Below are 26059 nucleotides of genomic sequence, written 5' to 3'. Positions count from 1 at the left end.
TATTAAATGATGTTTAAAAAATATTTAAAGATTTCATTTTTAGCCTTATTGGTATTGCCTTTAATGTTTATTTCATGTAAAGGGAATTTAAATGAAAATGAGAAGAGTGCTACCAATTTTTCTGTTGAATTTGAAAAGTATGAATTAGAAAATGGACTTGATGTTGTACTTCATCAAGATAAAAGTGATCCAATTGTTTCTTTAGCAATTCAATATGGAGTTGGTTCTAATAGGGAAAAAACTGGTAGAACAGGATTTGCGCATTTGTTTGAGCATATGTTATTTCAAGAATCTGAAAATGTACCGCAAGACCAGTTTTTCAAAAAAATTCAAGATGCTGGTGGAACTTTGAACGGTGGAACCTGGAAAGATGGAACTATTTATTATGAAGTTGTTCCAAATAATGCGTTAGAAACTGTATTATGGTTAGAAAGTGATCGTATGGGGTATTTAATTAATACTGTTACAGAATCTGCTTTTTATAACCAGCAAGAGGTTGTTCAAAATGAAAAAAGACAACGTGTAGATAACAATCCATACGGACATACAAATTGGGTGTTAGATAAAAATATTTATCCTGAAGGTCACCCTTATAACTGGCAAGTTATAGGTGAATTAGAAGATCTTCAAAATGCTACAGTTGAGGATGTAAAAGAGTTTTACAATAAGTTTTACGGACCAAATAATGCAACCTTGGTTTTAGCAGGTGATTTTGAAACGGATGCTGCTAAAGCATTAATTGAAAAATATTTTGGCGAAATAAAAAGAAGAGAAGAAGTGAGCCCTATGGAGCCTCAACCTGTTACTATTACTGAAACTAAACGTTTTTATCATGAAGATAATTTTGCAAATGCTCCGCAACTTCATATGGTATGGCCAACACTTCAACAATATACTGATGATGCTTATGCATTAGATTTTTTATCTGAAATATTATCAAGTGGTAAAAAAGCACCATTGTATAAAGTACTTGTAAAAGAAAAAGAATTAACATCAAGAACAACTGCATACAATAGATCTCAAGAATTGGCTGGAGAATTTCATATAATTATCACGGCAAATAGTGGCAAAAGTTTAAAAGATGTTGAAGCCGGAATATTTGAAGCATTCGATTTATTTGAAAAAGAAGGAATTACAGATAAAGATATTGAACGTATAAAAGCTGGTTTAGAAACAAGTTTTTACAACGGAATTAGTAGTGTTTTAGGAAAATCTTTTCAATTAGCACAGTACAATGTATTTGCGGGAACACCTGAATTTATTGAGCAGGATATTGAAAATATTAAAAAAGTTACAAAAGAAGATGTAGTACGTGTATATGATAAATATATAAAAGGTAAACCTTTTGTAATGACAAGTTTTGTGCCTAAGGGACAATTAGATTTAATTACTGACAATTCTGTAAAAGCAGAAGTTGTTGAAGAAGAAATAAAAGAAAATGTTGAAAAAACTGTTGTAGATGCTAATGACGAAGTTGTTAAAACTCCATCAAATTTTGATAGATCAGTTGAACCAGCTCAAGGTGAAACTCCAAAATTAAATATTCCAGAAAGTTGGACTGCTACTTTAGATAATGGAATTAAAGTTTTTGGAATTGAACAAAATGAAATACCAACAGTAAACTTTAGTTTAGTTATTGAAGGAGGTCATTTATTAGATGATAAAAATAAAAATGGTGTTGCTAATTTAATGACCGATATTTTAATGGAAGGAACAGTAAATAAAACTCCTGAAGAATTAGAAGAGGAAATTGAAATGTTAGGTGCCAGTATTAATATGTACACCACCAACGAATCTATTGTTGTTAGAGGAAATACATTGGTTAGAAATTTAGATAAAACATTGGCTTTAGTTGAAGAAATTTTATTAGAACCTCGTTGGGACGAAGAAGAATTTGCGCGTATTAAAACAAGTACAATAAATCAAATTAAACGTTCTGATGCCAATCCAAATGCAGTTGCAGGAAGAGTTTATAATAAAATTTTATACGGTGAAGATCATATATTTAGTTACCCAACAAGTGGAACAGTTGCCTCAGTAGAAGCAATTACAATTGATGATTTAAAAGATTTTTATACCAAAAACTTTTCACCATCAATTAGTACTTTTCATATAGTTGGTAATATTAATAAAAAAGAAAGTCTTGAAAAACTAAGTAGTTTAGAAGAGAAATGGAAAGCTAAGGAAGTTATTATTCCAACATATCCTATTGTAAATAACAGAGATAAATCATCTTTATATTTTGTTGATATACCTAATGCAAAACAATCGGTTATTAATATTGGTTATATTGCATTACCAAGAACCGATAAAGACTTTTATCCTGTTGAAGTAATGAATTACAAATTAGGAGGTTCTTTTTCAGGAAATGTAAATTTAATTTTAAGAGAAGAAAAAGGTTATACTTACGGAGCAAGAACCAATTTTAGTGGATCTAAAACTCCTGGTACTTTTACAGCATCTTCAAGTGTTAGAACAAATACAACAGGAGAATCTGTTCAAATTTTTAAAGATCAAATCACAAAGTATAAAGAAGGAATTAGTGACGATGATCTACAATTCACTAAAAATTCATTGATAAAATCAAATGCACGTCGTTTTGAAACACAATTTTCATTATTAGGAATGTTGCAGGAAATGAGTAATTATAATTTAGCTCCTGACTATATTAAAGGTGAAGAGGCAATTATTAATAATATGACATTAGAGCAGCATAAAGAATTGGCTAATAAATATTTAGATGAATCTAAAATGATGTATTTAGTTGTAGGAGATGCAGCAACTCAATATGCACAATTTAAAAATATGGGCTTTGATGAAGTTAAATTAATTGATAAAGAAGGTGAAGAAATTCCTTTAGAAAAAGTGAAACAATAAATAAAAGAGGCTTTCTAAAAAATCTTTAAAGACGTCATTCTGAACTTGTTTCAGAATCTCAACAAACTGGTTAATCAATTATTATGAGAACCTGAAACAAGTTCAGGTTGACGAAGATTTACTTTTTAGAAAGCCTCTTTTTATTTTATAATACTATTAGTTATTATTCTCAATCCATTTTCTTGCATTTACAAAAGCTTCAGCCCATGGTGAAACTTCATCTTTTCTACCTTCAGGATAATTTGCCCAGTTCCATTGGAAAATAGAACGTTCAATATGTGGCATCATAACTAAATGGCGACCATCTTTGCTACTCATCATTGCGGTATTATAATCGGAGCCATTTGGATTTGCAGGATAACCCTCATAACTATATTTGGCAACAATATTATAAGCACTTTCTTCCATTGGTAAGTTAAATTTTCCTTCACCATGTGAAATCCAAACACCTAAAGTGCTTCCAGCTAAGCTAGAAAGCATTACAGAATTGTTTTCTTGAATAGTTACCGAAGTAAAATTACTTTCATGTTTGTGAGAATCATTATGTATTAGTTTACCGTGAACTTTATGTTCAGGGTTGATTTCTTCTAATTCCATAAATAACTGACAACCATTACATATTCCAACTGAAAGTGTATCTTCTCTTTTAAAGAAATTTTGTAAAGCCGTATTGGCTTTTTCATTGTATAAAAATGCACCAGCCCAACCTTTTGCAGAACCTAAAACATCCGAATTACTAAATCCACCTACTGCACCAACAAACTGGATATCTTCTAAGGTTTCACGACCACTAATTAAATCGGTCATATGAACATCTTTTACATCAAAACCGGCTAAGTACATAGCGTTTGCCATTTCACGTTCACTATTACTTCCTTTTTCACGAATAATTGCCGCTTTTGGTCGCTTGTTGTCATTGCGAGGAGTTGGCGACGTGGCAATCTTTTCATTTGTTAGAGATTGCTTCACTTCGTTCGCAAGGACGTCTTTTAGTTTTCCAGTAAAATGTTTTGGAAAAGTATATTTTAATGGTTGATTTTTGTAATTGTCAAAACGATCTTTAGCCAAGCCATTTGCTGTTTGTTTATTATCTAGCAAATAAGAAGTCTTAAACCAAATATCTCTGTATTTAGGAATGTCTAATTTACAAGGTCCAAAATCTAATGTTTCTTCAGTAGTTACATTTCCTAATTTATAAAAAGAAACATTATTTTCGGTTAATTTAGCTTCTACAAGAGCATCTTCTTTAGCTTGAAAAACGATACCAATATTTTCAGCAAATAAATATTTTATAATGTCTTTTTCTTCAAAAACTGAGAAATCAATTTTAGCGCCTAAATTAACATCAGCAAAACACATTTCTAATAGGGTAGTAATTAAACCACCACTACCAATATCGTGACCTGCTAGAATGTTTTCTTCTAAAATTAATTCTTGTATAGTATTGAATGCTTTTTTGAAAAAGTTAGCATTTTTAATGGTTGGAGCTTCGTTTCCAATTTTGTTTAAAGTTTGTGCAAAAGAAGAACCACCTAATTTAAAATCATCCTGTGAAAGATTTATATAGTATATAGAACCACCATCCTTTTGTAAAACAGGTTCTACAACTTTTTTAATATCTGTGCAATTTCCAGCTGCTGAAATAATAACCGTTCCAGGTGCAATTACTTCCTCATTTGGATATTTTTGTTTCATTGAAAGCGAATCTTTCCCAGTTGGAATGTTGATTCCCAATTCAATAGCGAAATCAGAACAACTTTTAACAGCTTTGTATAAACGTGCATCTTCACCTTCATTTTTACAAGGCCACATCCAGTTTGCAGATAAAGACAACCCATCTAAACCATTTTTTATTGGCGCCCAAACAATGTTCGATAATGACTCTGCAATTGCAGTTCTACTACCTATGGCAGGATCAATCAATGCTGCTATCGGTGAATGTCCAATAGAGGTTGTAATTCCTTCTTTACCATTGTAGTCCAAAGCCATAACACCACAATTGTTTAATGGCAATTGTAGGGGGCCAGCACATTGTTGTTTTGCAACTTTACCACCAACACAACGGTCAACTTTATTAGTTAACCAATCTTTACAGGCAACAGCTTCTAATTGAAGTACTTCTTCTAAATAGGTTGAAATATTTTTAACCGAGTATTCTAATTCTGGATAATTTTTTATAACAGTTGTGTCTGTCATAATTGTTTTTGGAGAACTTCCAAACATATCATCTAATTCTAAATCCATTGGTTTTTCACCGGTAGATTTAGATTTAAAAGTAAAGCGATTATTGCTGGTTACTTCCCCAACTTCATAATAAGGAGCACGTTCACGATCTGCAATTCTATGTAAGTAATCAGCATCTTTTTCACCAATAACCAATCCCATACGTTCCTGAGATTCGTTTCCAATAATTTCTTTTGCTGAAAGGGTAGGGTCACCAACAGGTAATTTATCCAAATCAATCAATCCACCAGTTTCTTCCACTAATTCAGACAAACAGTTTAAATGTCCACCTGCACCGTGATCGTGAATTGAAACAATTGAATTCACATCACTTTCTACCATACCACGAATGGCATTGGCAGCTCTTTTTTGCATTTCCGGGTTTGAACGTTGCACAGCATTTAATTCAATACCGCTTTCAAATGCACCCGTATCAGCAGAGGAAACAGCAGCTCCTCCCATACCGATTCTATAATTATCACCACCTAAAATCACAATTTTATCGTGTTCTTTCGGGGTATCTTTTAAAGCTTGGTCTTCCTTTCCATATCCAATTCCACCAGCTTGCATAATAACTTTATCAAAACCTAATTTTCTTCCTTTTGTCTCACTGAACTTGTCGAAGTGTTCTTCGTGTTCAAAAGTTAAAACAGAACCAGTAATTAAAGGCTGTCCAAATTTGTTTCCAAAATCTGATGCTCCGTTAGATGCTTTTATTAAAATATCCATTGGAGTTTGGTACAACCATTTACGCTCTTCCATTCCTTTTTCCCAGGGACGGTTTTCTAATAAACGAGAATAAGCAGTCATATAAACAGCAGTTCCTGCTAATGGTAACGAACCTTTTCCGCCAGCTAAACGGTCTCTAATTTCACCACCTGAACCTGTTGCTGCACCATTAAATGGTTCAACAGTTGTAGGAAAATTGTGTGTTTCTGCTTTTAGTGAAATAACGGATTTAAAATCTTTTTTCTCATAAAAATCAGGTTTGTCGGCAGATTTTGGTGCAAACTGTTCAACAGTTGGACCTTTTACAAAGGCAACATTATCTTTATAAGCAGAAACAATATCGTTTGGATGTTGTTTAGAGGTTTCTTTAATTAATTTAAATAATGATGAAGGCATTTCTTCTCCATCAATTATAAAAGTTCCGTTAAATATTTTATGGCGACAGTGTTCTGAATTTACTTGTGAAAATCCAAACACTTCAGAATCGGTTAATTTTCTTCCGATTTTAGTACTTAAATTATTTAAGTAATCAACTTCTTCATCACTTAAAGAAAGTCCTTCTTGCTGGTTATAATCCGCTATATTATCAATATTTAAAATAGCTTCTGGTTGAATATGAATATCAAAAATATCCTGATGTAAATTTTCATATTTTTGAAAAATCATTGGGTCAAAGTCTTCTTTTTCGTTTGAAGCAGAAAATTCTTCAATCCTTACTATCCCTTCAATCCCCATATTCTGAGTTATTTCAACAGCATTTGTACTCCAAGGAGTAATCATTGCAGCACGAGGACCAATAAAAAAAGCATCGATTGTTTTTTTAGCTAGTTTAGGTTGATTTCCAAAAAGCCAGTTTAGTTTTTGAATGGTTTCTTGCGAAAGTTCTTTTGACGTTTGCACAGCAAATACTTTACTGTTTTGGTTCCCAAAGAAAAGAATCATATATTGATTTTTTAGTGAAATGTTAGAAAGCGCAAATTTAACTAAATAAATAGAATTTTGATAGCTGCTTTTTTTATAATTTAACCTTTTATTAAAAGAGTTTTAAACAATTTTATATTGTTGTTAATTATTTAACAATTAATACGTGTTTGTGAATTTTTTTGATTTAATAACTTTGTGTTTTAAACAATTTTATATATTTGCTGAAGTAAACAAAAGAAAAAATGAATTTTATTCAATTACATCATCATCATTTACATACTTGCAATCAAGCGAGCTGAAAATGTATTGAATAAAGTTAAAATATATTTTAAACCCGTTTGATGAATTCAAGCGGGTTTTTTATTTAACTCATTTTAATTTGTCAAACACATTAAATTAAAAAATGAATAAAATTAAGATTGCAGTTCAAAAATCAGGAAGATTAAACGAAGATTCTCTTCAACTATTAAAAGATTGTGGAATTTCTATAGACAATGGAAAAGACCAATTAAAAGCCTCAGCAAGCAACTTTCCATTAGAAGTTTTATATCTTAGAAATGGAGATATTCCCCAGTATTTAAGAGATGGTGTTGTTGATATTGCTATTATTGGTGAAAATGTTTTAATTGAAAAAGGGGAAGATATTAGCATTGTGGAACGTTTAGGTTTTTCTAAATGTAGAGTATCTCTTGCTGTTCCAAAAGAAGTTAAATATACGAGTATTAAAGATTTGGATGGAATGCGCATTGCAACTTCCTACCCAAATACGGTTATAAATTACTTTAAAAAGTTTAATGTAACTCCAGATATTCACCTTATTAATGGTTCCGTTGAAATTGCGCCAAATATTGGATTGGCAGATGCCATTTGCGATATTGTTTCAAGCGGTAGCACGTTGTTTAAAAACAATTTAAAAGAGGTTGAAAAAATGTTAACCAGTGAAGCTGTGTTGGCAGTTTCTCCAAATATTTCTTCTGAAAATCAAAAAATATTAGATAAGTTACAGTTCAGAATTCAAGCAGTTTTAAAAGGAAGAAAATCAAAATACGTATTAATGAATGCACCAAATAATAAAGTTGAAAGCATTATTAAATTGTTGCCGGGAATGAGAAGTCCAACAGTTTTGCCATTGGCAGAACCAGGCTGGAGTTCAATTCACACGGTTGTAGAAAAAAATTCTTTTTGGGAAGTTATCGACGAATTAAAAGCAAATGGGGCAGAAGGATTATTAGTAGTTCCTATTGAAAAAATGGTATTATAAAATGAAAACAAGTATAAATCCTCCAAAAAATGAATGGTTGGAGTTGTTGCAAAGACCAACATTAACCATTGAATCTATTGAAGAAACTGTAACCGCGATTTTTGATGATGTAAAGCGAAATGGAAATGATGGAATTAAACGCTATACTTCAATTTTTGATGGTGTTGAATTAGATGATTTTTTTGTTTCGGAAGAAGAAATAATTGAAGCAGAAAAACTAATTTCAAATGAACTGAAAGAAGCTATTGCTGTTGCAAAAAGAAATGTTGAAAATTTTCATGCAGCTCAAAAAACAACTAAAGTTTCAATAGAAACTTCAGAAGGTGTTGAATGTTGGCAAGAAAAAAGACCAATTCAAAAAGTTGGATTGTATATTCCTGGAGGAACAGCACCGTTGTTTTCATCTGTTTTAATGTTGGCAATTCCAGCAAAAATTGCAGGTTGTAAAGAAATTGTGCTTTCTACACCTCCAAATAAAAAAGGAAAAATTAATCCGGCTATTATTTATGCAGCACAGCAATGTGGTGTTACCAAAATTGTGAAAGCTGGTGGTATTCAGGCAATTGCAGGATTAACTTTTGGTACAGAAACAATTCCACAGGTTTATAAAATTTTCGGACCTGGAAATCAATATGTTACAGTTGCTAAGCAATTAGCTACAAAATTTGGTGTGGCTATTGATATGCCTGCTGGACCAAGTGAATTGTTAGTTGTTGCAGATGCTAGTGCAAATGCCAGTTTTGTAGCTTCCGATTTATTAAGTCAGGCTGAACATGGTACTGATAGTCAGGTAATTTTAGTTTCAACTTCAAAAGAGAAATTGCAAGAGGTTGAAAATGAAATTTACATTCAAATTGAAGGTTTGTCAAGAAAAAATATTGCGAAAAAAGCTATAGATAATTCAAAACTTATTTTTGTTGAAACTAAAGAAATAGCATTGGAGTTAATTAATGAATATGGCCCAGAGCATTTTATAGTTTGTACAAATAATAACGATTTTTACGTTTCCGGTATTGAAAATGCAGGTTCTGTATTTATTGGAAATTACACCCCGGAAAGTGCAGGAGATTATGCATCTGGAACCAATCATACTTTGCCAACAAATGGATATACAAAAGCGTATTCAGGTGTGAATTTAGATTCGTTTTTAAAAGCGATTTCTTTTCAAAAAATCTCTGAAAAAGGGATTCAAAATATTGGCAAGTCAATTGAGGTTTTAGCGGCAGCAGAAGGATTGGATGCTCATAAAAAGGCGGTTACTTTACGCTTAAATAGTTTAAAGTAGTTGTCATTACGTATTGTTACACTGAGCTTGTCGAAGTGTAGTTTAGGAAACAGGGAATGTAAAATATTAATAAATGAGACTCCGAAAACAAGTTCAGGGTTATAAAATGAAAAATAATTTTAATATAGAAAATTTAGTTAGGGAAAACATAAAATCTTTAAAGCCATATTCTTCTGCAAGAGATGAATTTAAAGAGTTTACTAAAGATATGGTATTTTTAGATGCCAATGAAAACCCTTTTGAGAATGGCGTTAATAGATATCCGGATCCTCAACAAACTACAGTAAAAAAGGAGCTGTCAAAACTAAAAGAAATTCCAGCAACTAATATTTTACTTGGAAATGGAAGTGATGAAGTATTAGATTTAATTTTTAGAGCTTTTTGTGAACCAAAAATAGATAATGTAATTACACTTCCGCCAACATACGGAATGTATAAAGTGCTGGCTACTATTAATAATGTAGAGGAGAGAGAAGTTTTATTAAACAAAAATTTTGAACCAAATATTGATTCAATTTTAGAAAAAGCAGATGCTAATTCAAAAATTTTGTTTTTGTGTTCACCAAACAATCCAACAGGCAATTCATTTTCACAGGAAAGTGTGGAAACATTATTAAATTCTTTCAACGGTTTGGTGGTAATTGATGAAGCGTATATAGATTTTTCTTCACAAAAAAGTTGGTTGGAAAGATTGAAAGAATTTCCAAATTTAATAATTACCCAAACCTTGTCAAAAGCTTATGGAATGGCTGGTATTAGATTGGGAATATGTTATGCTTCCGAAGAAATTATTACTATTTTAAATAAACTAAAACCACCTTATAATGTAAATGAATTAACCCAGCAAAAAGCATTAAAAAGGTTGTTAAGTAAAAATAAAGTTCAACATGAAATTTCTAAAATTTTAGAACAACGAGAAAAGTTGATTGAGAAATTAAAAACAATTTCGTTTGTTGAAGAAATTTACCCAACAGATTCAAATTTTGTATTGGTAAAAGTTGATAATGCAATTGATAGATATAACAATTTACTTGAAAAAGGAATAGTTATTAGAAACAGAACAACACAAGCATTGTGCGAAAATACACTGCGTTTAACTGTTGGTACTAAAATTGAAAATATTAAGTTGATTAAAGCATTAAAAGATATTTAAAATGAAAAAGAAAGTATTATTTATTGATCGTGATGGTACAATGATAAAAGAACCAGCAGACGAGCAAGTTGATGCATTTGAAAAAATAGTATTTTATCCAAAAGCATTTACTTATTTAGGTAAAATTGCAACGGAATTGGATTTTGAATTGGTAATGGTTACCAATCAGGATGGGTTAGGAACTGCTAGTTTACCTGAGGAAGATTTTTGGCCAGTTCAAAATTTTGTTGTTCAATGTTTTGAAAATGAAGGGGTTAAATTTGATAAGATTTTTATAGATAAAACATTTACCAAAGATAATGCTCCAACCAGAAAACCAAATACAGGTTTGTTAACTGAATATTTTTCTGATGAATTTGATATGGAAAATTCTTTTGTTATTGGAGATCGATTGACAGACATTCAGTTAGCTAAAAATTTAGGTGCTAAAGGAATTTTTATTAATGATAATACAAATCTTGGAACAGGAGAAATTACTGTTAAAAGAGATGAGTTGGATGCGTTTATTGCTTTAGAAAGTAACGATTGGCAAAAAATTTACGAGTTTTTAAAACTTGAAAATCGTACTGCTGAATTAACTCGTAACACCAACGAAACAAAAATTTATATCAAATTAAATTTAGACGGAACAGGAAAAAGCAACATTTCAACAGGAATTGCATTTTTTGATCATATGTTAGATCAAATTGCGCGTCACGGAAATATGGATTTAATAATACAAGTGAATGGAGATTTGGAAGTTGATGAGCATCACACAATTGAAGATACTATGATAGCTTTAGGTGAAGTTTTTGCCAAAGCTTTAGGAAATAAATTAGGGATTGAACGTTACGGATTTTGTTTACCAATGGACGATTGTTTGGCGCAAGTAGCTATCGATTTTGGAGGAAGAAACTGGTTGGTTTGGGATGCAGATTTTAAGCGTGAAAAGATTGGTGAAATGCCAACAGAAATGTTTTTTCATTTGTTTAAGTCCTTTACAGATGGTGCACGTTGTAATTTAAATATAAAAGCTGAAGGAACAAACGAACATCACAAAATTGAAGGAATTTTTAAGGCTTTTGCAAAAGCTATAAAAGCAGCTGTAAAAAGAGATGCTGAAAAAATGATTTTACCAAGTACAAAAGGAATGCTATAAGCCCCCTAATCCCCAAAGGGGGGGAATTGAAAATATGGAAGAAATTAAATTTAATAAAAGTAAAGAAGTTTCCCCTTTAGGGGGATTAAAAGGGGGCGTAGTAATTATAAATTACGGAGCAGGAAATATTCAATCTATAAAATTTGCAATTCAACGTTTGGGTTTTGAAGCAGTTTTATCGCACGATGAAGAAGAGATAAGAAATGCGGATAAAGTAATTTTTCCAGGTGTTGGTGAGGCAAGTAGCGCTATGGAAATGTTGAAATCTACAGGATTGGATAAAGTAATTCCAACGTTAAAACAACCGGTTTTAGGTATTTGCTTAGGAATGCAGTTAATGTGTAAATATTGCGAAGAAGGTGATACTAAAGGGTTAAATATTTTTGATGTTGATGTTGTAAAGTTTGACGATAGAGAAAAAGTTCCTCAAATTGGATGGAATCAAATTGAGAATTTAAAATCAGATTTATTTAAAGGAATTAACGAAAAAGAATATATGTATTTAGTGCATAGTTTTTATGTTCCAATTAATGAGGAAGCTATTGCAACAACAACCTATGGAATTAAATATGCCTCAGCCTTACAAGAAAAGAACTTTTATGGAGTTCAATTTCATCCAGAAAAAAGCAGCAAAGCAGGAGCGCAAATATTAAAGAATTTTTTAGAATTATAATCGTTTCGTTACTCTGAATTTATTTTAGGGTCACATAATGATTAGACTCAATTTGATGAGATGCTGAAACAAGTTCAGCATGACGATTTAAAATAATTCAAAAGACAATAAAATTAATAAAATGAGAATTATACCAGCAATTGATATTATTAGTGGAAAATGTGTACGTTTATCAAAAGGTGATTATGCAACTAAAAAAATATATAATGAAAATCCATTAGAAGTCGCAAAAATGTTTGAAGCTCACGGCATAAAACATTTGCATTTAGTTGATTTAGATGGTGCAAAAGCTAGTCATATTGTAAATTATAGAGTATTAGAAACAATTGCTGCAAACACAAGTTTATCCATTGATTTTGGTGGAGGTTTAAAGTCGGATGAAGATTTAAAAATAGCTTTTGAATGTGGTGCAAATCAAATAACTGGTGGAAGCATTGCCGTTAAAAATCCTGATACGTTTAAAAGCTGGTTACAAAAATTTGGTGCAGATAAAATTATTTTAGGCGCAGATGCAATGGATGAAAAAGTAGCTGTAAGTGGTTGGTTAGAAGAAAGTGATAAAGAGTTAATTCCTTTTATTCAAAATTATTTAAAAGAAGGAGTTAGTTATGTAATTTGCACAGATATTTCAAAAGATGGAATGTTGCAAGGACCTTCATTTGATTTATATCAAAAAATATTGAATGAAACTACTACTATTAAGTTAATAGCTTCAGGAGGAATTTCAACCTATGATGAATTGCCAAAATTGGCTGAAATGGGTTGTGAAGGAACCATTGTTGGTAAAGCAATTTACGAGCATAAAATTAGTATGAAGCAATTAGAGAATTTTATTTTAAATAATTAATTGTCATTACGAGGAGTGAAGCGACGTGGTAATCTGTTTTTTAGATAGAGATTGCTTCATTTCATTCGCAATGACGAAATAGAAGAAAATGTTAACAAAAAGAATAATTCCTTGTTTGGATATAAAAAATGGAAGAACCGTTAAAGGCGTGAATTTTGTAGATTTACGAGATGCTGGTGATCCTGTTGAATTGGCAGAAATTTATGCAAATGAAGGAGCTGATGAATTGGTTTTTTTAGATATTACTGCTACTGAGCAAAAACGCAAAACCTTGGTAGAATTGGTAATCCATGTTGCAGAAAAGGTTAATATTCCTTTTACAGTTGGAGGAGGAATATCTTCAGTTGAAGATGTGGAAATATTATTAAATTCTGGAGCAGATAAAGTTTCAATAAATTCATCCGCAGTTAAAAATCCACAATTGATAAATGATTTGGCTGCAAAATTTGGGAGTCAGTGTGTGGTAGTTGCTATTGATGCAAAACAAATTGATGGAGAATGGATGGTGCATTTGGTTGGGGGAAAAGTTCCTACAGATATTAAGCTATTTGAATGGGCAAAAGAAGTTGAGCAACGTGGAGCTGGAGAAATATTATTTACATCAATGGATCACGATGGAACAAAAAATGGCTTTGCTAATCAAGCGTTGGCATATTTAAGCGAGTTGGTAAATATTCCAATTATTGCTTCTGGTGGAGCAGGGAATATGCAGCATTTTACGGATACTTTTATAGAAGGAAAAGCAGATGCAGCTTTGGCAGCAAGTGTATTTCACTTTAAAGAAATTGAAATTATAGATTTAAAAAACGAATTAAAAAGAAATAACCTACCAGTTCGATTGTAATTTAGGAATCGACGCATTGTAAATTTGTCGTCATTACGATGAGAGCAACGAAGAAGTAATCTGTTTCTAATAAATAGATTGCCACAGCAAATGAAAAATTTGCTTCGCAATGACAGTTACAATTAAACGCTAAAAAATAATATAATTATGAATATAGATTTTAATAAAAATAGTGATGGTTTAGTACCCGCAATAATTCAAGATTTTATAACCAGACAAGTTTTAATGCTAGGTTACATGAATAAAGAAGCTTATGAAAAAACTATTGAAACTGGAAAAGTAACTTTTTTTAGTAGAACAAAAAGCAGACTTTGGACAAAAGGGGAAGAAAGCGGAAATTTTTTGAATTTAGTTTCAATTAAAAACGATTGCGATAATGATACCTTGTTAATAAAGGTAAATCCTGAAGGACCAACTTGCCACAAAGGAACTGACACTTGTTGGGATGAATCTAATGAGCAAACTTTCGGGTTTTTATCTGAACTTGAAAATGTTATAAAAAGTAGGCGTGTTAATGCAGATGCCGAGAAGAGTTATGTAGCCTCATTATTTAAAAAAGGAATTAATAAAATTGCTCAAAAGGTTGGTGAAGAAGCTGTTGAAATTGTTATTGAAGCTAAAGATGACAATGAAGCATTGTTTTTAAATGAGGGTGCAGATTTATTGTTTCATTATTTAATTTTATTACAAGCAAAAGGCTATACTTTAAAAGATATAGTAAAAGTTTTAGAGGGAAGACATTAAAATAAAAGGAAATTATAGTGAATGTCATTACAGCTTTCTTTGTAATGGCATTTTTTTTGTATTTTCAAATTCTAAAAAAATAAGAATGACATCAATATCAAAATCTACTTTAGAATTTTTGACGAAACTAAAAAAGAACAATAACCGTGATTGGTTTAATGAACATAAACCTGAGTTTCAAATTGAACAAAAAAGGGCAAAAGATTTTTACAATGCTTTAGAAGAAAAATTAAAAACACATGACGTTATTGATAAATTTAAATTATTTCGAATTTATCGTGATGTTCGTTTTTCAAAAGATAAAACACCATACAAACCTCATTTTGCAGGTTCATTTTCAAGAGCTACCAAAAGATTAAGAGGAGGTTACTATTTGAGAATACGACCAGGAGAAAGTTTTTTAGCAGGTGGATTTTGGGAACCTAATAAAGAAGACTTGTTGAGAATTCGTAAAGAATTTGAAATGGATACTTCAGAAATTAGAGAAATTATAAATGATAAAACTTTTAAAAATTATTTTGGAAAATTAGAAGGTGAATCATTAAAAACTGCACCTAGAGGTTTTGATAAAGAGCATCCTGATATGGATTTAATTAAAATGAAACAGTTTATTATAACGCGTCAGTTTACAGATGAAGAGGTTTTAAAACCTAATTTTTTACAGGAGATTGACAATAGTTATAAAGCAATGAGACCTTATTTTGATTATATGAGTGAGATTCTTACTACGGATTTAAATGGAGAATCTATAATATAGATAGAAAAATGAGGTAGTATAAAAGCTACAATTTTCGTCAACCTGAACTTGTTTCTGGTTCTCATAGTGATTGGTTATCAAGTAATTATATTCTGAAATTGAAGATTCACGAATTCCATATTGTCAAATAAAAAATGGGTGAGTAAATAAATACAGAATGACAGAATAAATACTTTTAAACAACCTTCTTGCTATTTATTCAACAATTAACCTCTTTGTTGAATATGTTTTTTCATTAAACACTTTTACAATATAAAATCCTGAAGGAATATCTGTTACTTCAATTTTACTTTGAAAACCATTTGGGTTTTTAATATCAATAATTAATTGTCCAATTAAATTATACAATTGCACAGCACTAATTGTTTCATTATTATTAACTGAAATAGTAACGCTTTTTGTATTGGTTGGATTTGGATAAACATTAAATAAATTTTCAACAAATTCCTGAACTGATAAGGAACTAAGAGTATGACTTCCTAAACCGCTATAAGTATCAATAGGATAAGAATCCCATTCACTTAAAGTATAAGTTGTATTAGGTGAAGAAATAGCTGGTTTTCTTCTTAGTGTTACATCTTTTGCAAAATTTCCAGTAGCTCCATTATATGTGCCTACTACATCAATCAAAATACCATTTTTAAATAATCCTACAGGGTCATCACCGTTAAATAGTAAAGCATCATCAGTTCCTAAGTAATCTGCAGCAGCAACAATTGTTCCGTCACTTGAATTTGCAACAACAAAAACATCATTATTTACTATAGTACCAGATAAATTTAAAACAGTTCTCCAAGCACCAGCACCAGCACTTTGTCTTGCTAAAGAGTATATTGCTAAATTAACAGAGCCTCCAGTAAAATTAGCAATCTCAATAGCTTTATTTGTACCACTCCCTTCCACATATTCTGAAATAAAAAGTTCAGAAGCAACAGAAGAGCCTCCCAAAGTTGTAAAAGTTTCGGTATTACTAACTAATGAAGTATTGCCAGCAGCATCTTTTGCGTATATAGTAAAATCATAAGAAGTACTTCCACTTAAACCAGAAACTGCATAAGAATTTGTAGGTGAAGATGCTAAAAATACACCATCTTTATATACTTCATAAGAAGTTACACCAACGTTATCTGTTGCAGCACTCCAATATAAATCTACTGAACTACTAGTTATATTACTACTAGTTAAATCTACAATTGCTGTAGGAGCTTCCGTATCAGGAGATGCATAACATGTCCAGGATAAATCATCAAAAATAACCCTGTTACTTGTAGTACTATTTCCATCAAAAACAATAGCAACATTGCCAGAAATGTTTATCCCTGTTATTGTAGTAGTTTGTATTGAAGAACTATATGGGATTGAGCCAACAATTGATCCATTAACTTTTAAGTTAAAAGTACCAGAAGAACCAGTAAAAACAAGTTGGGTTGTAACAGTTAAATCTCCAATTCCATTAGCTGTTGTTGAAGCTGTTAAAATACCATTTCTAATTGTAATCGCTGATCCAGTTAGAGTTTGGTCGGTTCTAGTATCTGTTGATGACCAAGAACCTCCGTCATCACCAGTCCAATTTACCGTTGTATATGAAGAACTACTAGCTCCAATATTTGTAAAAGTTTCAGAAGTACAGAAACTAGGTATTGCAGTTGTAGTACCATTAACAGCTGAACTTTGAGCAGATTCATTAGTTGCACCATCTTTAGCTAAAACTGTAAAACTATAAGTAGTTGTTGGTGTGAGCCCGGTAATTGTATATGTTACAGAAGCTGTAGTTGCATTGTAAATTCCGTCAACATAAATATCATAACCTGTTACACCAACATTATCTGTTGAAGCAGTCCAAGATAAATCTATAGTTGAACTAGTTTCATTACTAACAATTAGAGCTGTAGGAACAGTTGGCGCATCAACATCAATAATATTTGTTGTGGTAAAAGTTTCTGTATTACTTACGGTTGAAGTATTTCCAAAAGCATCTTTAGCATACACTGTAAAGTTATAAGATGTATTTTGAGTTAATCCTGTAATATTATATGAATTTGTAGCTGAAGATGTTAAAAAAACACCATCTTTAAAAATTTCATAAGAAGTAACACCAACATCATCTGTAGAAGCTGTCCAGTTTAAATCTGCAGTGGTATTTGTAATATTTGACGCTATTAAATTTGTTGGTGCAGTTGGTGCTTGTGTATCTGGTGTTGTACTCCAAATTTGGGAAACATATTCTGGGTGATCAATAAAAGGGTTTCTATTATTTTGACGTGCATAAATGGCATTGTTTCTGTCTATTTCACGCGTACTAACAGGATCATTTGTATGCCATGTCATAAGTATTGTTAAAAAAGGTTCTGCAAATACTTTATCACTTGTTCCATCAAACATGTCATAGGAAACTCCCCAACTTGTTATTACATTTTCATAGCGAGTCGCAAAATAAAAATACATCCGCGCAATATCACCTTTAAATTCATCAATAGGTTCAAAAACTGTCCCTGTATATCCTGCCGAGTATCCTGAATTTAATCCTGAACCCAATTTAGAACCATTTTGTGAAGTGTATGTTGCAGTACCAACCATTCCATGAGGGTAGTTAGATCTGTAACCATTTACTTTTCCATCAGTTGGTGTTATAAAATGAGCATCATTACGCATAGGTGAAAGTTGATTAAAAACAGATTGCGGAATTATATGTTCCCTGTTATAACAATCTCCTTCATTAGCATATGTACCACATTGATCCGTTGAGTAGGTAAAATTATATGGGTCAACTGCTGTAGGATTTTCAGAATACATATCTAAGATAGTATTGTCATTTTCGTAGTAAATGTCTCTATCAGATGTTTGGTAAGTATCCCATAATCCCGGTGTATAGCCATTGTCTGTATGCCCAAGGATAATATTATAAAGTTGTGTTTTTAGTGTGTATCCAGTACCAGTAGCAGTATCGTAATAACCTGCTGGAATTTGACTGTAAACTGTAATTGAAATGAGGTAAAATAGGAGTAATAATTTTTTCATATAAAAAAATGGGGGTAATTATCAAAATAAAACTTAATTAATTTATTGCAAACATAAAAAATATTTTTTAATAAATTATTAGGTTAAATTTTAATGGTTTTTTATTAGTTGAGCCATATAAAAACCATCAAAACCAGATTTATAAGGTGATACTTTACGATCCTTAATAATTTCAAAGTTTGGGTTATTTTTAATGAATAATTTAACTTGTTTTTCATTTTCAGAAGGTAAAATGGAACAAGTAGCATATACCATTTTTCCACCAACTTTAACTAATTGAGAATAACTCTCTAAAATTTCAGCTTGTGTTTTAATTATATTTTCAACAAATTTAGGTTGTAGCTTCCATTTACTATCTGGATTTCTTTTTAATACTCCAATACCACTGCAAGGTGCATCAATAAGGACTCTATCGGCAGAATTTTTCATTTTCTTTATTACTTTTGATGAATCCAGCACTTTTGTAGTTATATTATGTGCTCCAGCTCTACGTGTTCTAATTTTTAACTTTTTTAATTTACTTTCATAAATATCTGTTGCAATAATCTGACCTTTGTTTTCCATTAATGCTGAAAGGTGTAATGTTTTACCACCAGCTCCTGCACAGGTATCAATTACGCGCATACCTGGTTTAACATCTAAAAACTCAGCAACTAATTGTGAAGATGCATCTTGCACTTCAAACAAGCCATCAGAAAAACATTTTGTTTTAAATACATTGGTACGTTCAACTAATTTTAGAGCATCGGTATAACCATCAATAAAAACCGTTTCAATGCCTTCATCGGCTAATTTTTTTCTAAGTGAAGCTTTATTGGTTCTAAGTGTATTTGTGCGTAAAATAACTTCAGCTTGCATATTTAAAGCATCTATTTCTTTGCTCCAGTGTTTTTCACCTAATTCCTTAATACCTAATTCATCTAACCAATCTGGTATAGATTCTTTAAAAACACGTATTTTTTGAAGTTCGTCAAATTTACCTTTAATTCTTCTTTCAGGAACTCCTTGTAATTGATTCCAATCAGGTAATTTATAACCTTTTAAAATAGCAAAAACAGCAAAATTTTTCCAAACATTTTCAGTTGAATAATGATCTTTTGTTCCAGCAATTTCATTATATAAACGTTTCCATCTAACCATTTCATAAATAGTTTCAGCAACAAACTTTCTGTCTCTTGCACCCCAACGCGAATCTCTTTTTAAGGCTTTTTGAACAACTTTATCAGCATATTCTCCTTCATTAAAAATAAGTTTTATTGAATCTATTACTGTAAATACTAAATTTCTATGTAATCTCATGTTAAAAAAATAAGTCTGCAAATATACGGAATTAGATAATAACAAATTGTTAATTGCTCTTGAATTATTATCTTCGTAGTTTTATCAAAAAAGAATGTCAATAAATAGTTTAAATACCTCAATATCATACTTAAAAGGAGTAGGTCCAAGTAGAGCTGATTTGTTAAAATCGGAGCTTGGAATTTATACTTTTAGCGATTTATTGAATTTTTTTCCGAATCGGTATATTGACAGAACTCAGTTTTTTAAAATTAATCAGTTACAACAAAATTCTTCAGAAATTCAGATAGTTGGTAAAATTACCAATATTAAAACTGTTCAACAGAAAAAGGGAAGTAGGCTTGTAGCTACTTTTAGAGATGAAACTGGTTTTATGGAACTAGTTTGGTTTAGAGGTGCAAAATGGATAAAAGATTCATTAAAAGTAAATATTCCATATGTTATTTTTGGGAAAACAACCTATTTTAATGGACTGTTTTCAATGCCACATCCTGAAATGGAATTAGTAGCAGACTATAAAAAAAATCTACGATCAGCAATGCAACCTGTGTATCCTTCAACTGAAAAATTAATAAATAAGGGAATTTCAAACAGGGTTGTTTCAAAAATGATACAGAGTTTGTTTGAAGAATTGAATGGAAATTTTAAAGAAACACTTTCTATTTCAATTATTGAAGAATTAAACTTAATTTCAAAAGGAGAAGCTTTATTAAATATTCATTTTCCAAGAAATCAGGAATTACTTACAAAGGCACAAAAAAGATTAAAATTTGAAGAACTTTTTTTTATTCAGTTACAACTAATTCGTAAAAAGTTAGTAAGAAAAGCAAAAATTAAAGGTTTTAATTTTGAATCAGTTGGAATAAATTTTAATAATTTCTATAAAAATAATTTACCTTTTGATTTAACAAAAGCACAAAAAAGAGTTTTAAAAGAAATACGAAAAGATTTAGGTTCAAATGCGCAAATGAATAGGTTGTTGCAAGGAGATGTTGGCTCTGGTAAAACAATAGTTGCATTATTAACTATTTTAATTGCGTTGGATAATGGGTTTCAGGCTGCATTTATGGCACCTACAGAAATTTTAGCAACCCAGCATTATAACTCGGTAATTGAACTTTTACATGAGATGGATGTAACTGTAAAGTTACTTACAGGTTCTACAAAAACAAAAGAACGCAAAATAATTCATGAACAATTACAATCAGGCGAATTAGATATTTTAATAGGTACTCATGCATTAATTGAAGATAAAGTAAAGTTTAAAAATTTAGGGATTGCCATTATAGATGAGCAACATAGATTTGGTGTAGCACAACGTTCTAAAATGTGGCAAAAAAATACTTTACCTCCACATATTTTAGTTATGACAGCTACACCTATTCCAAGAACTTTGGCAATGAGCGTTTATGGTGATTTAGATATTTCTGTAATTGATGAATTGCCGCCCGGGCGTAAGGAAGTGAAAACTGCCCACAGATATGATGCAAATAGACTTTCAGTATTTAAATTTTTAAAAGAAGAAATTGAAAAAGGCAGACAAGTTTATATTGTTTATCCGTTAATAAACGAATCTGAAGCAATGGACTATAAAGATTTAATGGATGGTTATGAAAGTGTTACAAGAGAGTTTCCAATGCCTAAATACCAAGTAAGTATTGTACATGGTAAAATGAAACCTGCTGATAAAGAATATGAAATGCAACGTTTTATAAAAGGTGAAACACAAATTATGGTGGCAACAACAGTAATTGAGGTTGGTGTAAATATACCAAATGCAAGTGTTATGGTAATTGAAAGTGCCGAGCGCTTCGGATTATCTCAACTGCATCAATTAAGAGGTAGAGTAGGACGTGGTGCTGAACAAAGTTATTGTATTTTAATGACGAGTTTTAAATTATCAGCCGATGCAAAAATTCGTTTAAATACGATGGTTGAAACCAGTGATGGATTTAAAATTGCAGAAGTGGATTTAAAACTAAGAGGTCCCGGTAATTTAATGGGAACCCAACAAAGTGGGGTTTTAAACCTTCGTATTGCAGATATTGTAAAAGATGCCCAATTATTGAAAACTGCCAGAAATGTTGCTATTGAAACATTAACTAAAGATCCGTCTTTAAAAGAAGTTGAAAATTTAGCTATAAGAAACACGTATCAACAAATAAGTAAAAACAGTACTATTTGGGCTAATATCAGTTGATGTTTTTAAGCCAGTGTTTTTGAGGTTTTTATTAAAAATAAATAGCGTACAACTAAAACAATTAAAAGGGTTAAAAGTGCACTATTAAATACCTGAATTTTTAATATCCAAACCACAATCATAAAAAATATTAGGATAATTAAAAAAAGGAAATAGTACAATGTCCATTTTGGTAGTTGAGCTTTTAATAAATAAAATGCAACAATTAAATTTGGTGCAAAAGCCCACAAAAAGTTTAAATTTTTATAAGTAGCAGTATGGTCAGTTGTAAACCAAAGCAATAAAACTGCTACGCCTATAATTCCTGTTATAAAAAACACTATAAAATCTAACCATTTAGATCTTTTTTTTGTTTTGAAATTTTTATAAGTTAAAAAAGCAATAATTAAACTTATAAATAGAATTGTAAAAAAAGGTGTAGTTAAATATGTTAGAGGCTTGAATGTATTTAATTTTTGAGCTTTTAAAATTGTAATTGTATTTTTTACTAGGGGCTTTGTTTCACTATCGTTTTTAATTGTAGCATTTTCAAAAGCGTAAAAAATATAATCAGGTAAAAACTTATAATCATCTTTTGATGCTTCTTTATCAATTACAGAACCTAAGGCTAAATCAATTCCAAATTTTCCCCATTTCTGATTTTTAGTATAATCTGCAATTAAATCTCTATGCGATTTATTACTGGTAATATGATTATTGTTAAACGTAACTTTATCTTGTAAAATAATTTTAATAACATCTTCAATTTTAGTTGAACAATTATCATAAAAGAAATCGTATTGATAATCTCTGTTCTCGGGTTTGGCATTATTTTCTAAAAAATTAAAGGTTGCCTGTACTTCTTCATGATTTAAATCTAGTTCCTGAGTTTTAACCCACCTGTTTTCATACCTGTATACTTGTAAAAAATACCCAAATCTGGTAGTTGATAATTGGTAGGTTAGTTTTCCTTTTGCAAAATTTAAATAGAAATTGGGTGCATTAAAATTAAAAGTACCGTAATTATAAATTTTATCAACCTTATTTACAGGATCATAAACTCTAAATGCACTATGTCCAAATGCTGTATAAAGTTCACTTCCAGGACCACAAGTAACAACACTAATAGAAGCTTTTTGTGAAAGATTAATTTGTGAATAAAAATTAATTGAAAACAAGAAAAGAACAAGAAAAAAATAATGCTTTAACTTCATAATTATTTAAGATTTTCAAAATCTACTTTTATTGAAAAAACATTTGAATATAACGCACTACCAACGCTTCCTATATTTGTTAGGGCATAATCTACTTGAATTCCTTTATATTTAAAACCAACCCCAAAATTTGGTTGAAAGGAAGTTTCTTCCGTATTGTCAAATTGTAATTCTTTTTGAAAATTACCAACTCCAGCTCTTAAATATACGATATCTGTATAATCTAATTGAAATCCTAAGGCAGGATCAATACTCACAAAATCTGATGAAATTATATCATTTGTTTTGGTAAAACGCATGTTTAAATCTATTTCTGAAAGTAAATTAAATTGTTTTGATATATTGAATTTTCTGGCAATACCCAATTGTGCTTTTGGTAAGGTTATTTCATTAGTTTCTGGTAATTCCTGATTTTGATCTGGAATTGAGTTCTGAATCTTTTCAAATTCGGTTTCATCAATACTCCAAGAATTAAATGTAGTGGTTATATCTCTAAGCATCAATCCATATTTCCAATCATTTTTTTCAAATTGAACTGCTGCATCTAAACCAAAACCCCAGGATGTTGCAAAATCACCAATAATTCTTCTAACAATTTTAGTGTTTAAACCTAGGTTTAATCCTTCAACAGACAATTTTCTTGCATACGATAAATTTAAAGCATAGTCAACTGCTGAAAACAAACTAATGTTATTATAATCTATATTCCCTTCATTATCAATTAATTGAGTGGTATTTAAAATATCATCAACACCAAATCTTATTATTGAAATTCCAACAGCACTTTTGTCATCAACAGGCATTGCAAATGCAACATAATCATATTTTGCAATTCCCTCAAAGTAATTTGCGTGCATAATTGCACCTTGATAATCATTAATATTTACCAAACCTGCGGGGTTCCAGTAATTTGAATTAACATCACTACTTGTTGCAACTACAGCTTTGCTCATTCCAAAAGCAGCAGCATCTACACCAATATTTAAGAATTCATTCGAGTATTTTCTAACAGATTGTGCCGAAATTACTTGTGCTGAAAACAAAAAAATGAGGATAAATTTTTTCAAGTCAAAATATTTTAAAAACGAAAGTAAAAAAACTTTACAAGTAAACGTTAAATTTTAAGAAATAATATGATTTATAAATTGTAAAATTCTGTTTTCGCTCCATAATGTGTCTTTTCCAAAAAATGAAGAATTAAAACCTACATGACCTCCATATTTTGAAGCTTCAAAAAATAGTTTTTTGTGGTTTTTAGCTTCGTTAAAAGGATGACAACTGGCTGATAAAAAAGAATCATCCAATGCATTTATTAATAACGTGGGAATATTAATATTTTTTAAAAACTGTTTAGAACTGCATTGAGTCCAGTAATCACTTGCATTTTTATAACCAAAAAGCGGGGCTGTTACGGCGTTATCAAAATCCCTAAATGTTTTAGCTTTTATAATTGCTGTTTTATTAATGTTGCAATCAGGAAATTTTTTTAATTTTAATAATGCTTTTTCTTTTAAAGTAATCATAAATCTATTTAAGTAGATTGCATTATTCCAATTTGATAATACATTTGATGAGCCTTCCAAATCACAAGGTGTTGATATTGCAATTGCACCTTTTATTTGATGTGGAATTTTAGAAGATTCACCCATATATTTTAAGGTGATATTTCCTCCCATACTATACCCTAAAAGCACTATATTTTTATAATTATAATTGTTTAAAATATAATTAATTATGAGTGAAATATCATCTGTTTTTCCACTATTGTAGGAATAAGGCTGCTTATTATCCTCACCGCTACAACCTCTAAAATTAACAGCTAAGCAGTCTATATTGTTTAAATTAAGGTAATTAACCACAGAAGTTATATAGTTAGAATTTGAACTTCCTTCCAAACCGTGCATTGCAATTACTAAGGTTTCAGAGTTATTTACTGAAAAATCTAAATCTATAAAATCATTGTCTTCAGTATAAATTCTTTTCCTCGTATATGAATTTTTTTTTGAATAAAATAACGTTTTGTAAATGGTATTTAAATGGGCGTTTTTAAATAGAAAAGTAGGTTTGTAAGTAGATTTTGTTATTGGCATATAAACAAAAATAATTATAATTAAACGTACTGAAAAACATTTTGTTAAATTTACTGAAATTTAAAAATGATGACTCTTAAAAAGCAAATTCCAAATATTTTAACCTTATTAAATTTATTATCAGGTACTATAGCCGTAATTTTTGCTGTAAATAACGAATTGGAACTAGCTGCTTATTTAGTGTTTTTAGGTATCTTTTTTGATTTTTTTGATGGATTTGCTGCACGGTTGTTAAATGTTCAGGGCGAATTAGGGAAACAATTAGATTCTTTAGCAGATGTTGTTACAAGTGGTGTAGTACCTGGAATTGTAATGTATAAACTATTACAAACCAAAAATAGTATTGAACTATTTAATACTGAAATAGTTTCTTGGAAATCTCAAGAAGTTGAACTAGTACCTTTTTTTGGTTTACTAATTACATTGGCTGCAGCTTATAGATTAGCAAAGTTTAATATTGATGAGCGTCAAACAAGTTCTTTTATTGGTTTACCAACTCCTGCAGCAGCATTAGTAGTTTTATCTTTACCTTTAATAATTAATTATAGTTCATTTGATTTTGCAACAAATTTAATTGAAGATAAATGGTTTTTAATTGGTATAACTGTTGTGTTAAGTATTTTAATGAATGCTGAAATCCCTTTATTTTCATTAAAATTTAAAGATTATAGCTGGAAAAAGAATAAGGTTAAATATGTGTTTTTAATACTGACAGTTGTTTTGGTTATTGGTTTGCAATTTATAGCAATTCCATTGGTAATACTATTATATATACTGCTTTCAATTTTTTTTTAAAGAGCTTAA

At 30.5% G+C, this 26059-nt stretch carries 18 protein-coding genes; 12 read left to right on the top strand and 6 right to left on the bottom strand.

The annotated features are described in order from the left end of the window. Window positions 1-9: 9 nt before the first annotated feature. A complete protein-coding gene (locus BX611_RS07375) occupies window positions 10-2877 on the top strand; it encodes a M16 family metallopeptidase (protein ID WP_115880481.1) in 2868 nt (955 codons plus the stop codon). A 156-nt stretch (window positions 2878-3033) separates the two neighbouring features. Here BX611_RS07375 and purL read toward each other — a convergent pair whose 3' ends face one another. After that, complete coding sequence (gene purL, locus BX611_RS07370) at window positions 3034-6771, bottom strand: phosphoribosylformylglycinamidine synthase (RefSeq protein ID WP_115879711.1); 3738 nt, start codon at window positions 6769-6771, stop codon at window positions 3034-3036. Window positions 6772-7156: 385 nt separating this feature from the next. Between purL and hisG the strand changes: the two genes are divergently transcribed. From hisG to BX611_RS07325, 9 genes are all read left to right on the top strand, one after another. After that, window positions 7157-8014: an ATP phosphoribosyltransferase gene (gene hisG, locus BX611_RS07365; protein ID WP_115879709.1), complete on the top strand. Its 858-nt coding sequence runs from the start codon at window positions 7157-7159 to the stop codon at window positions 8012-8014. A 1-nt stretch (window position 8015) separates the two neighbouring features. Beyond that, complete coding sequence (gene hisD, locus BX611_RS07360; protein ID WP_115880479.1) at window positions 8016-9299, top strand: histidinol dehydrogenase; 1284 nt, start codon at window positions 8016-8018, stop codon at window positions 9297-9299. A gap of 106 nt (window positions 9300-9405) precedes the next feature. Continuing rightward, window positions 9406-10452 carry a histidinol-phosphate transaminase gene (gene hisC / locus BX611_RS07355; protein WP_115880477.1) on the top strand — a complete coding sequence of 349 codons (1047 nt, stop codon included), beginning with the start codon at window positions 9406-9408 and terminating at the stop codon, window positions 10450-10452. A gap of 1 nt (window position 10453) precedes the next feature. Next, on the top strand, window positions 10454-11590 hold the full coding sequence (gene hisB, locus BX611_RS07350; RefSeq protein WP_115879707.1) for a bifunctional histidinol-phosphatase/imidazoleglycerol-phosphate dehydratase HisB: 1137 nt from the start codon (window positions 10454-10456) through the stop codon (window positions 11588-11590). Between the two features lie 34 nt (window positions 11591-11624). Continuing rightward, window positions 11625-12263, top strand: a complete 639-nt coding sequence (gene hisH, locus BX611_RS07345; protein WP_115879705.1) for an imidazole glycerol phosphate synthase subunit HisH — start codon at window positions 11625-11627, stop codon at window positions 12261-12263. Between the two features lie 121 nt (window positions 12264-12384). Beyond that, the gene (hisA, locus tag BX611_RS07340) at window positions 12385-13110 is read left to right on the top strand and encodes a 1-(5-phosphoribosyl)-5-[(5-phosphoribosylamino)methylideneamino]imidazole-4-carboxamide isomerase (protein ID WP_115879703.1); all 726 of its coding nucleotides are present in this window, start codon (window positions 12385-12387) and stop codon (window positions 13108-13110) included. A gap of 88 nt (window positions 13111-13198) precedes the next feature. Next, window positions 13199-13954, top strand: a complete 756-nt coding sequence (gene hisF, locus BX611_RS07335) for an imidazole glycerol phosphate synthase subunit HisF (protein WP_115879701.1) — start codon at window positions 13199-13201, stop codon at window positions 13952-13954. Between the two features lie 144 nt (window positions 13955-14098). Then, window positions 14099-14698, top strand: coding sequence for a bifunctional phosphoribosyl-AMP cyclohydrolase/phosphoribosyl-ATP diphosphatase HisIE (gene hisIE / locus BX611_RS07330; protein WP_317047892.1), 600 nt, complete (start codon window positions 14099-14101; stop codon window positions 14696-14698). An 85-nt stretch (window positions 14699-14783) separates the two neighbouring features. Then, on the top strand, window positions 14784-15455 hold the full coding sequence (locus tag BX611_RS07325; protein WP_115879697.1) for a DUF2461 domain-containing protein: 672 nt from the start codon (window positions 14784-14786) through the stop codon (window positions 15453-15455). A gap of 195 nt (window positions 15456-15650) precedes the next feature. Here BX611_RS07325 and BX611_RS07320 read toward each other — a convergent pair whose 3' ends face one another. Then, complete coding sequence (locus tag BX611_RS07320) at window positions 15651-18473, bottom strand: endonuclease (RefSeq protein WP_115879695.1); 2823 nt, start codon at window positions 18471-18473, stop codon at window positions 15651-15653. A 90-nt stretch (window positions 18474-18563) separates the two neighbouring features. Beyond that, window positions 18564-19772 carry an RsmB/NOP family class I SAM-dependent RNA methyltransferase gene (locus tag BX611_RS07315; RefSeq protein ID WP_115879693.1) on the bottom strand — a complete coding sequence of 403 codons (1209 nt, stop codon included), beginning with the start codon at window positions 19770-19772 and terminating at the stop codon, window positions 18564-18566. A gap of 94 nt (window positions 19773-19866) precedes the next feature. Between BX611_RS07315 and recG the strand changes: the two genes are divergently transcribed. Further along, on the top strand, window positions 19867-21972 hold the full coding sequence (gene recG / locus BX611_RS07310; protein ID WP_115879691.1) for an ATP-dependent DNA helicase RecG: 2106 nt from the start codon (window positions 19867-19869) through the stop codon (window positions 21970-21972). 5 nt (window positions 21973-21977) lie between these two features. On the opposite strand, the gene BX611_RS07305 is transcribed toward recG, so the two are convergent. Genes BX611_RS07305 through BX611_RS07295 form a run of 3 tightly spaced genes read right to left on the bottom strand, consistent with a single transcriptional unit; the run spans window position 21978 to window position 25255 of the window. Beyond that, window positions 21978-23165 carry a lipoprotein N-acyltransferase Lnb domain-containing protein gene (locus BX611_RS07305; RefSeq protein WP_115879689.1) on the bottom strand — a complete coding sequence of 396 codons (1188 nt, stop codon included), beginning with the start codon at window positions 23163-23165 and terminating at the stop codon, window positions 21978-21980. Window positions 23166-23167: 2 nt separating this feature from the next. Continuing rightward, window positions 23168-24232: a putative type IX sorting system protein PorV2 gene (locus BX611_RS07300; RefSeq protein WP_115879687.1), complete on the bottom strand. Its 1065-nt coding sequence runs from the start codon at window positions 24230-24232 to the stop codon at window positions 23168-23170. A gap of 54 nt (window positions 24233-24286) precedes the next feature. Beyond that, window positions 24287-25255 carry a YheT family hydrolase gene (locus BX611_RS07295; protein ID WP_115879685.1) on the bottom strand — a complete coding sequence of 323 codons (969 nt, stop codon included), beginning with the start codon at window positions 25253-25255 and terminating at the stop codon, window positions 24287-24289. Between the two features lie 69 nt (window positions 25256-25324). Between BX611_RS07295 and BX611_RS07290 the strand changes: the two genes are divergently transcribed. Further along, window positions 25325-26050, top strand: a complete 726-nt coding sequence (locus tag BX611_RS07290) for a CDP-alcohol phosphatidyltransferase family protein (protein WP_115879683.1) — start codon at window positions 25325-25327, stop codon at window positions 26048-26050. Window positions 26051-26059 lie beyond the last annotated feature (9 nt).

It is taken from the genome of Lutibacter oceani (assembly GCF_003384935.1).
GTDB classification, from domain to species: domain Bacteria; phylum Bacteroidota; class Bacteroidia; order Flavobacteriales; family Flavobacteriaceae; genus Lutibacter; species Lutibacter oceani.
This window is presented reverse-complemented; position numbering and strand designations above follow the sequence as displayed.

Coding starts and splice junctions, on each gene's coding strand:
- BX611_RS07375 (WP_115880481.1), top strand. CDS start 10: ATGTTTAAAAAATATTTAAAGATTTCATTTTTAGCCTTATTGGTATTG.
- purL (WP_115879711.1), bottom strand. CDS start 6,771: ATGATTCTTTTCTTTGGGAACCAAAACAGTAAAGTATTTGCTGTGCAA.
- hisG (WP_115879709.1), top strand. CDS start 7,157: ATGAATAAAATTAAGATTGCAGTTCAAAAATCAGGAAGATTAAACGAA.
- hisD (WP_115880479.1), top strand. CDS start 8,016: ATGAAAACAAGTATAAATCCTCCAAAAAATGAATGGTTGGAGTTGTTG.
- hisC (WP_115880477.1), top strand. CDS start 9,406: ATGAAAAATAATTTTAATATAGAAAATTTAGTTAGGGAAAACATAAAA.
- hisB (WP_115879707.1), top strand. CDS start 10,454: ATGAAAAAGAAAGTATTATTTATTGATCGTGATGGTACAATGATAAAA.
- hisH (WP_115879705.1), top strand. CDS start 11,625: ATGGAAGAAATTAAATTTAATAAAAGTAAAGAAGTTTCCCCTTTAGGG.
- hisA (WP_115879703.1), top strand. CDS start 12,385: ATGAGAATTATACCAGCAATTGATATTATTAGTGGAAAATGTGTACGT.
- hisF (WP_115879701.1), top strand. CDS start 13,199: ATGTTAACAAAAAGAATAATTCCTTGTTTGGATATAAAAAATGGAAGA.
- BX611_RS07325 (WP_115879697.1), top strand. CDS start 14,784: ATGACATCAATATCAAAATCTACTTTAGAATTTTTGACGAAACTAAAA.
- BX611_RS07320 (WP_115879695.1), bottom strand. CDS start 18,473: ATGAAAAAATTATTACTCCTATTTTACCTCATTTCAATTACAGTTTAC.
- BX611_RS07315 (WP_115879693.1), bottom strand. CDS start 19,772: ATGAGATTACATAGAAATTTAGTATTTACAGTAATAGATTCAATAAAA.
- recG (WP_115879691.1), top strand. CDS start 19,867: ATGTCAATAAATAGTTTAAATACCTCAATATCATACTTAAAAGGAGTA.
- BX611_RS07305 (WP_115879689.1), bottom strand. CDS start 23,165: ATGAAGTTAAAGCATTATTTTTTTCTTGTTCTTTTCTTGTTTTCAATT.
- BX611_RS07295 (WP_115879685.1), bottom strand. CDS start 25,255: ATGCCAATAACAAAATCTACTTACAAACCTACTTTTCTATTTAAAAAC.
- BX611_RS07290 (WP_115879683.1), top strand. CDS start 25,325: ATGACTCTTAAAAAGCAAATTCCAAATATTTTAACCTTATTAAATTTA.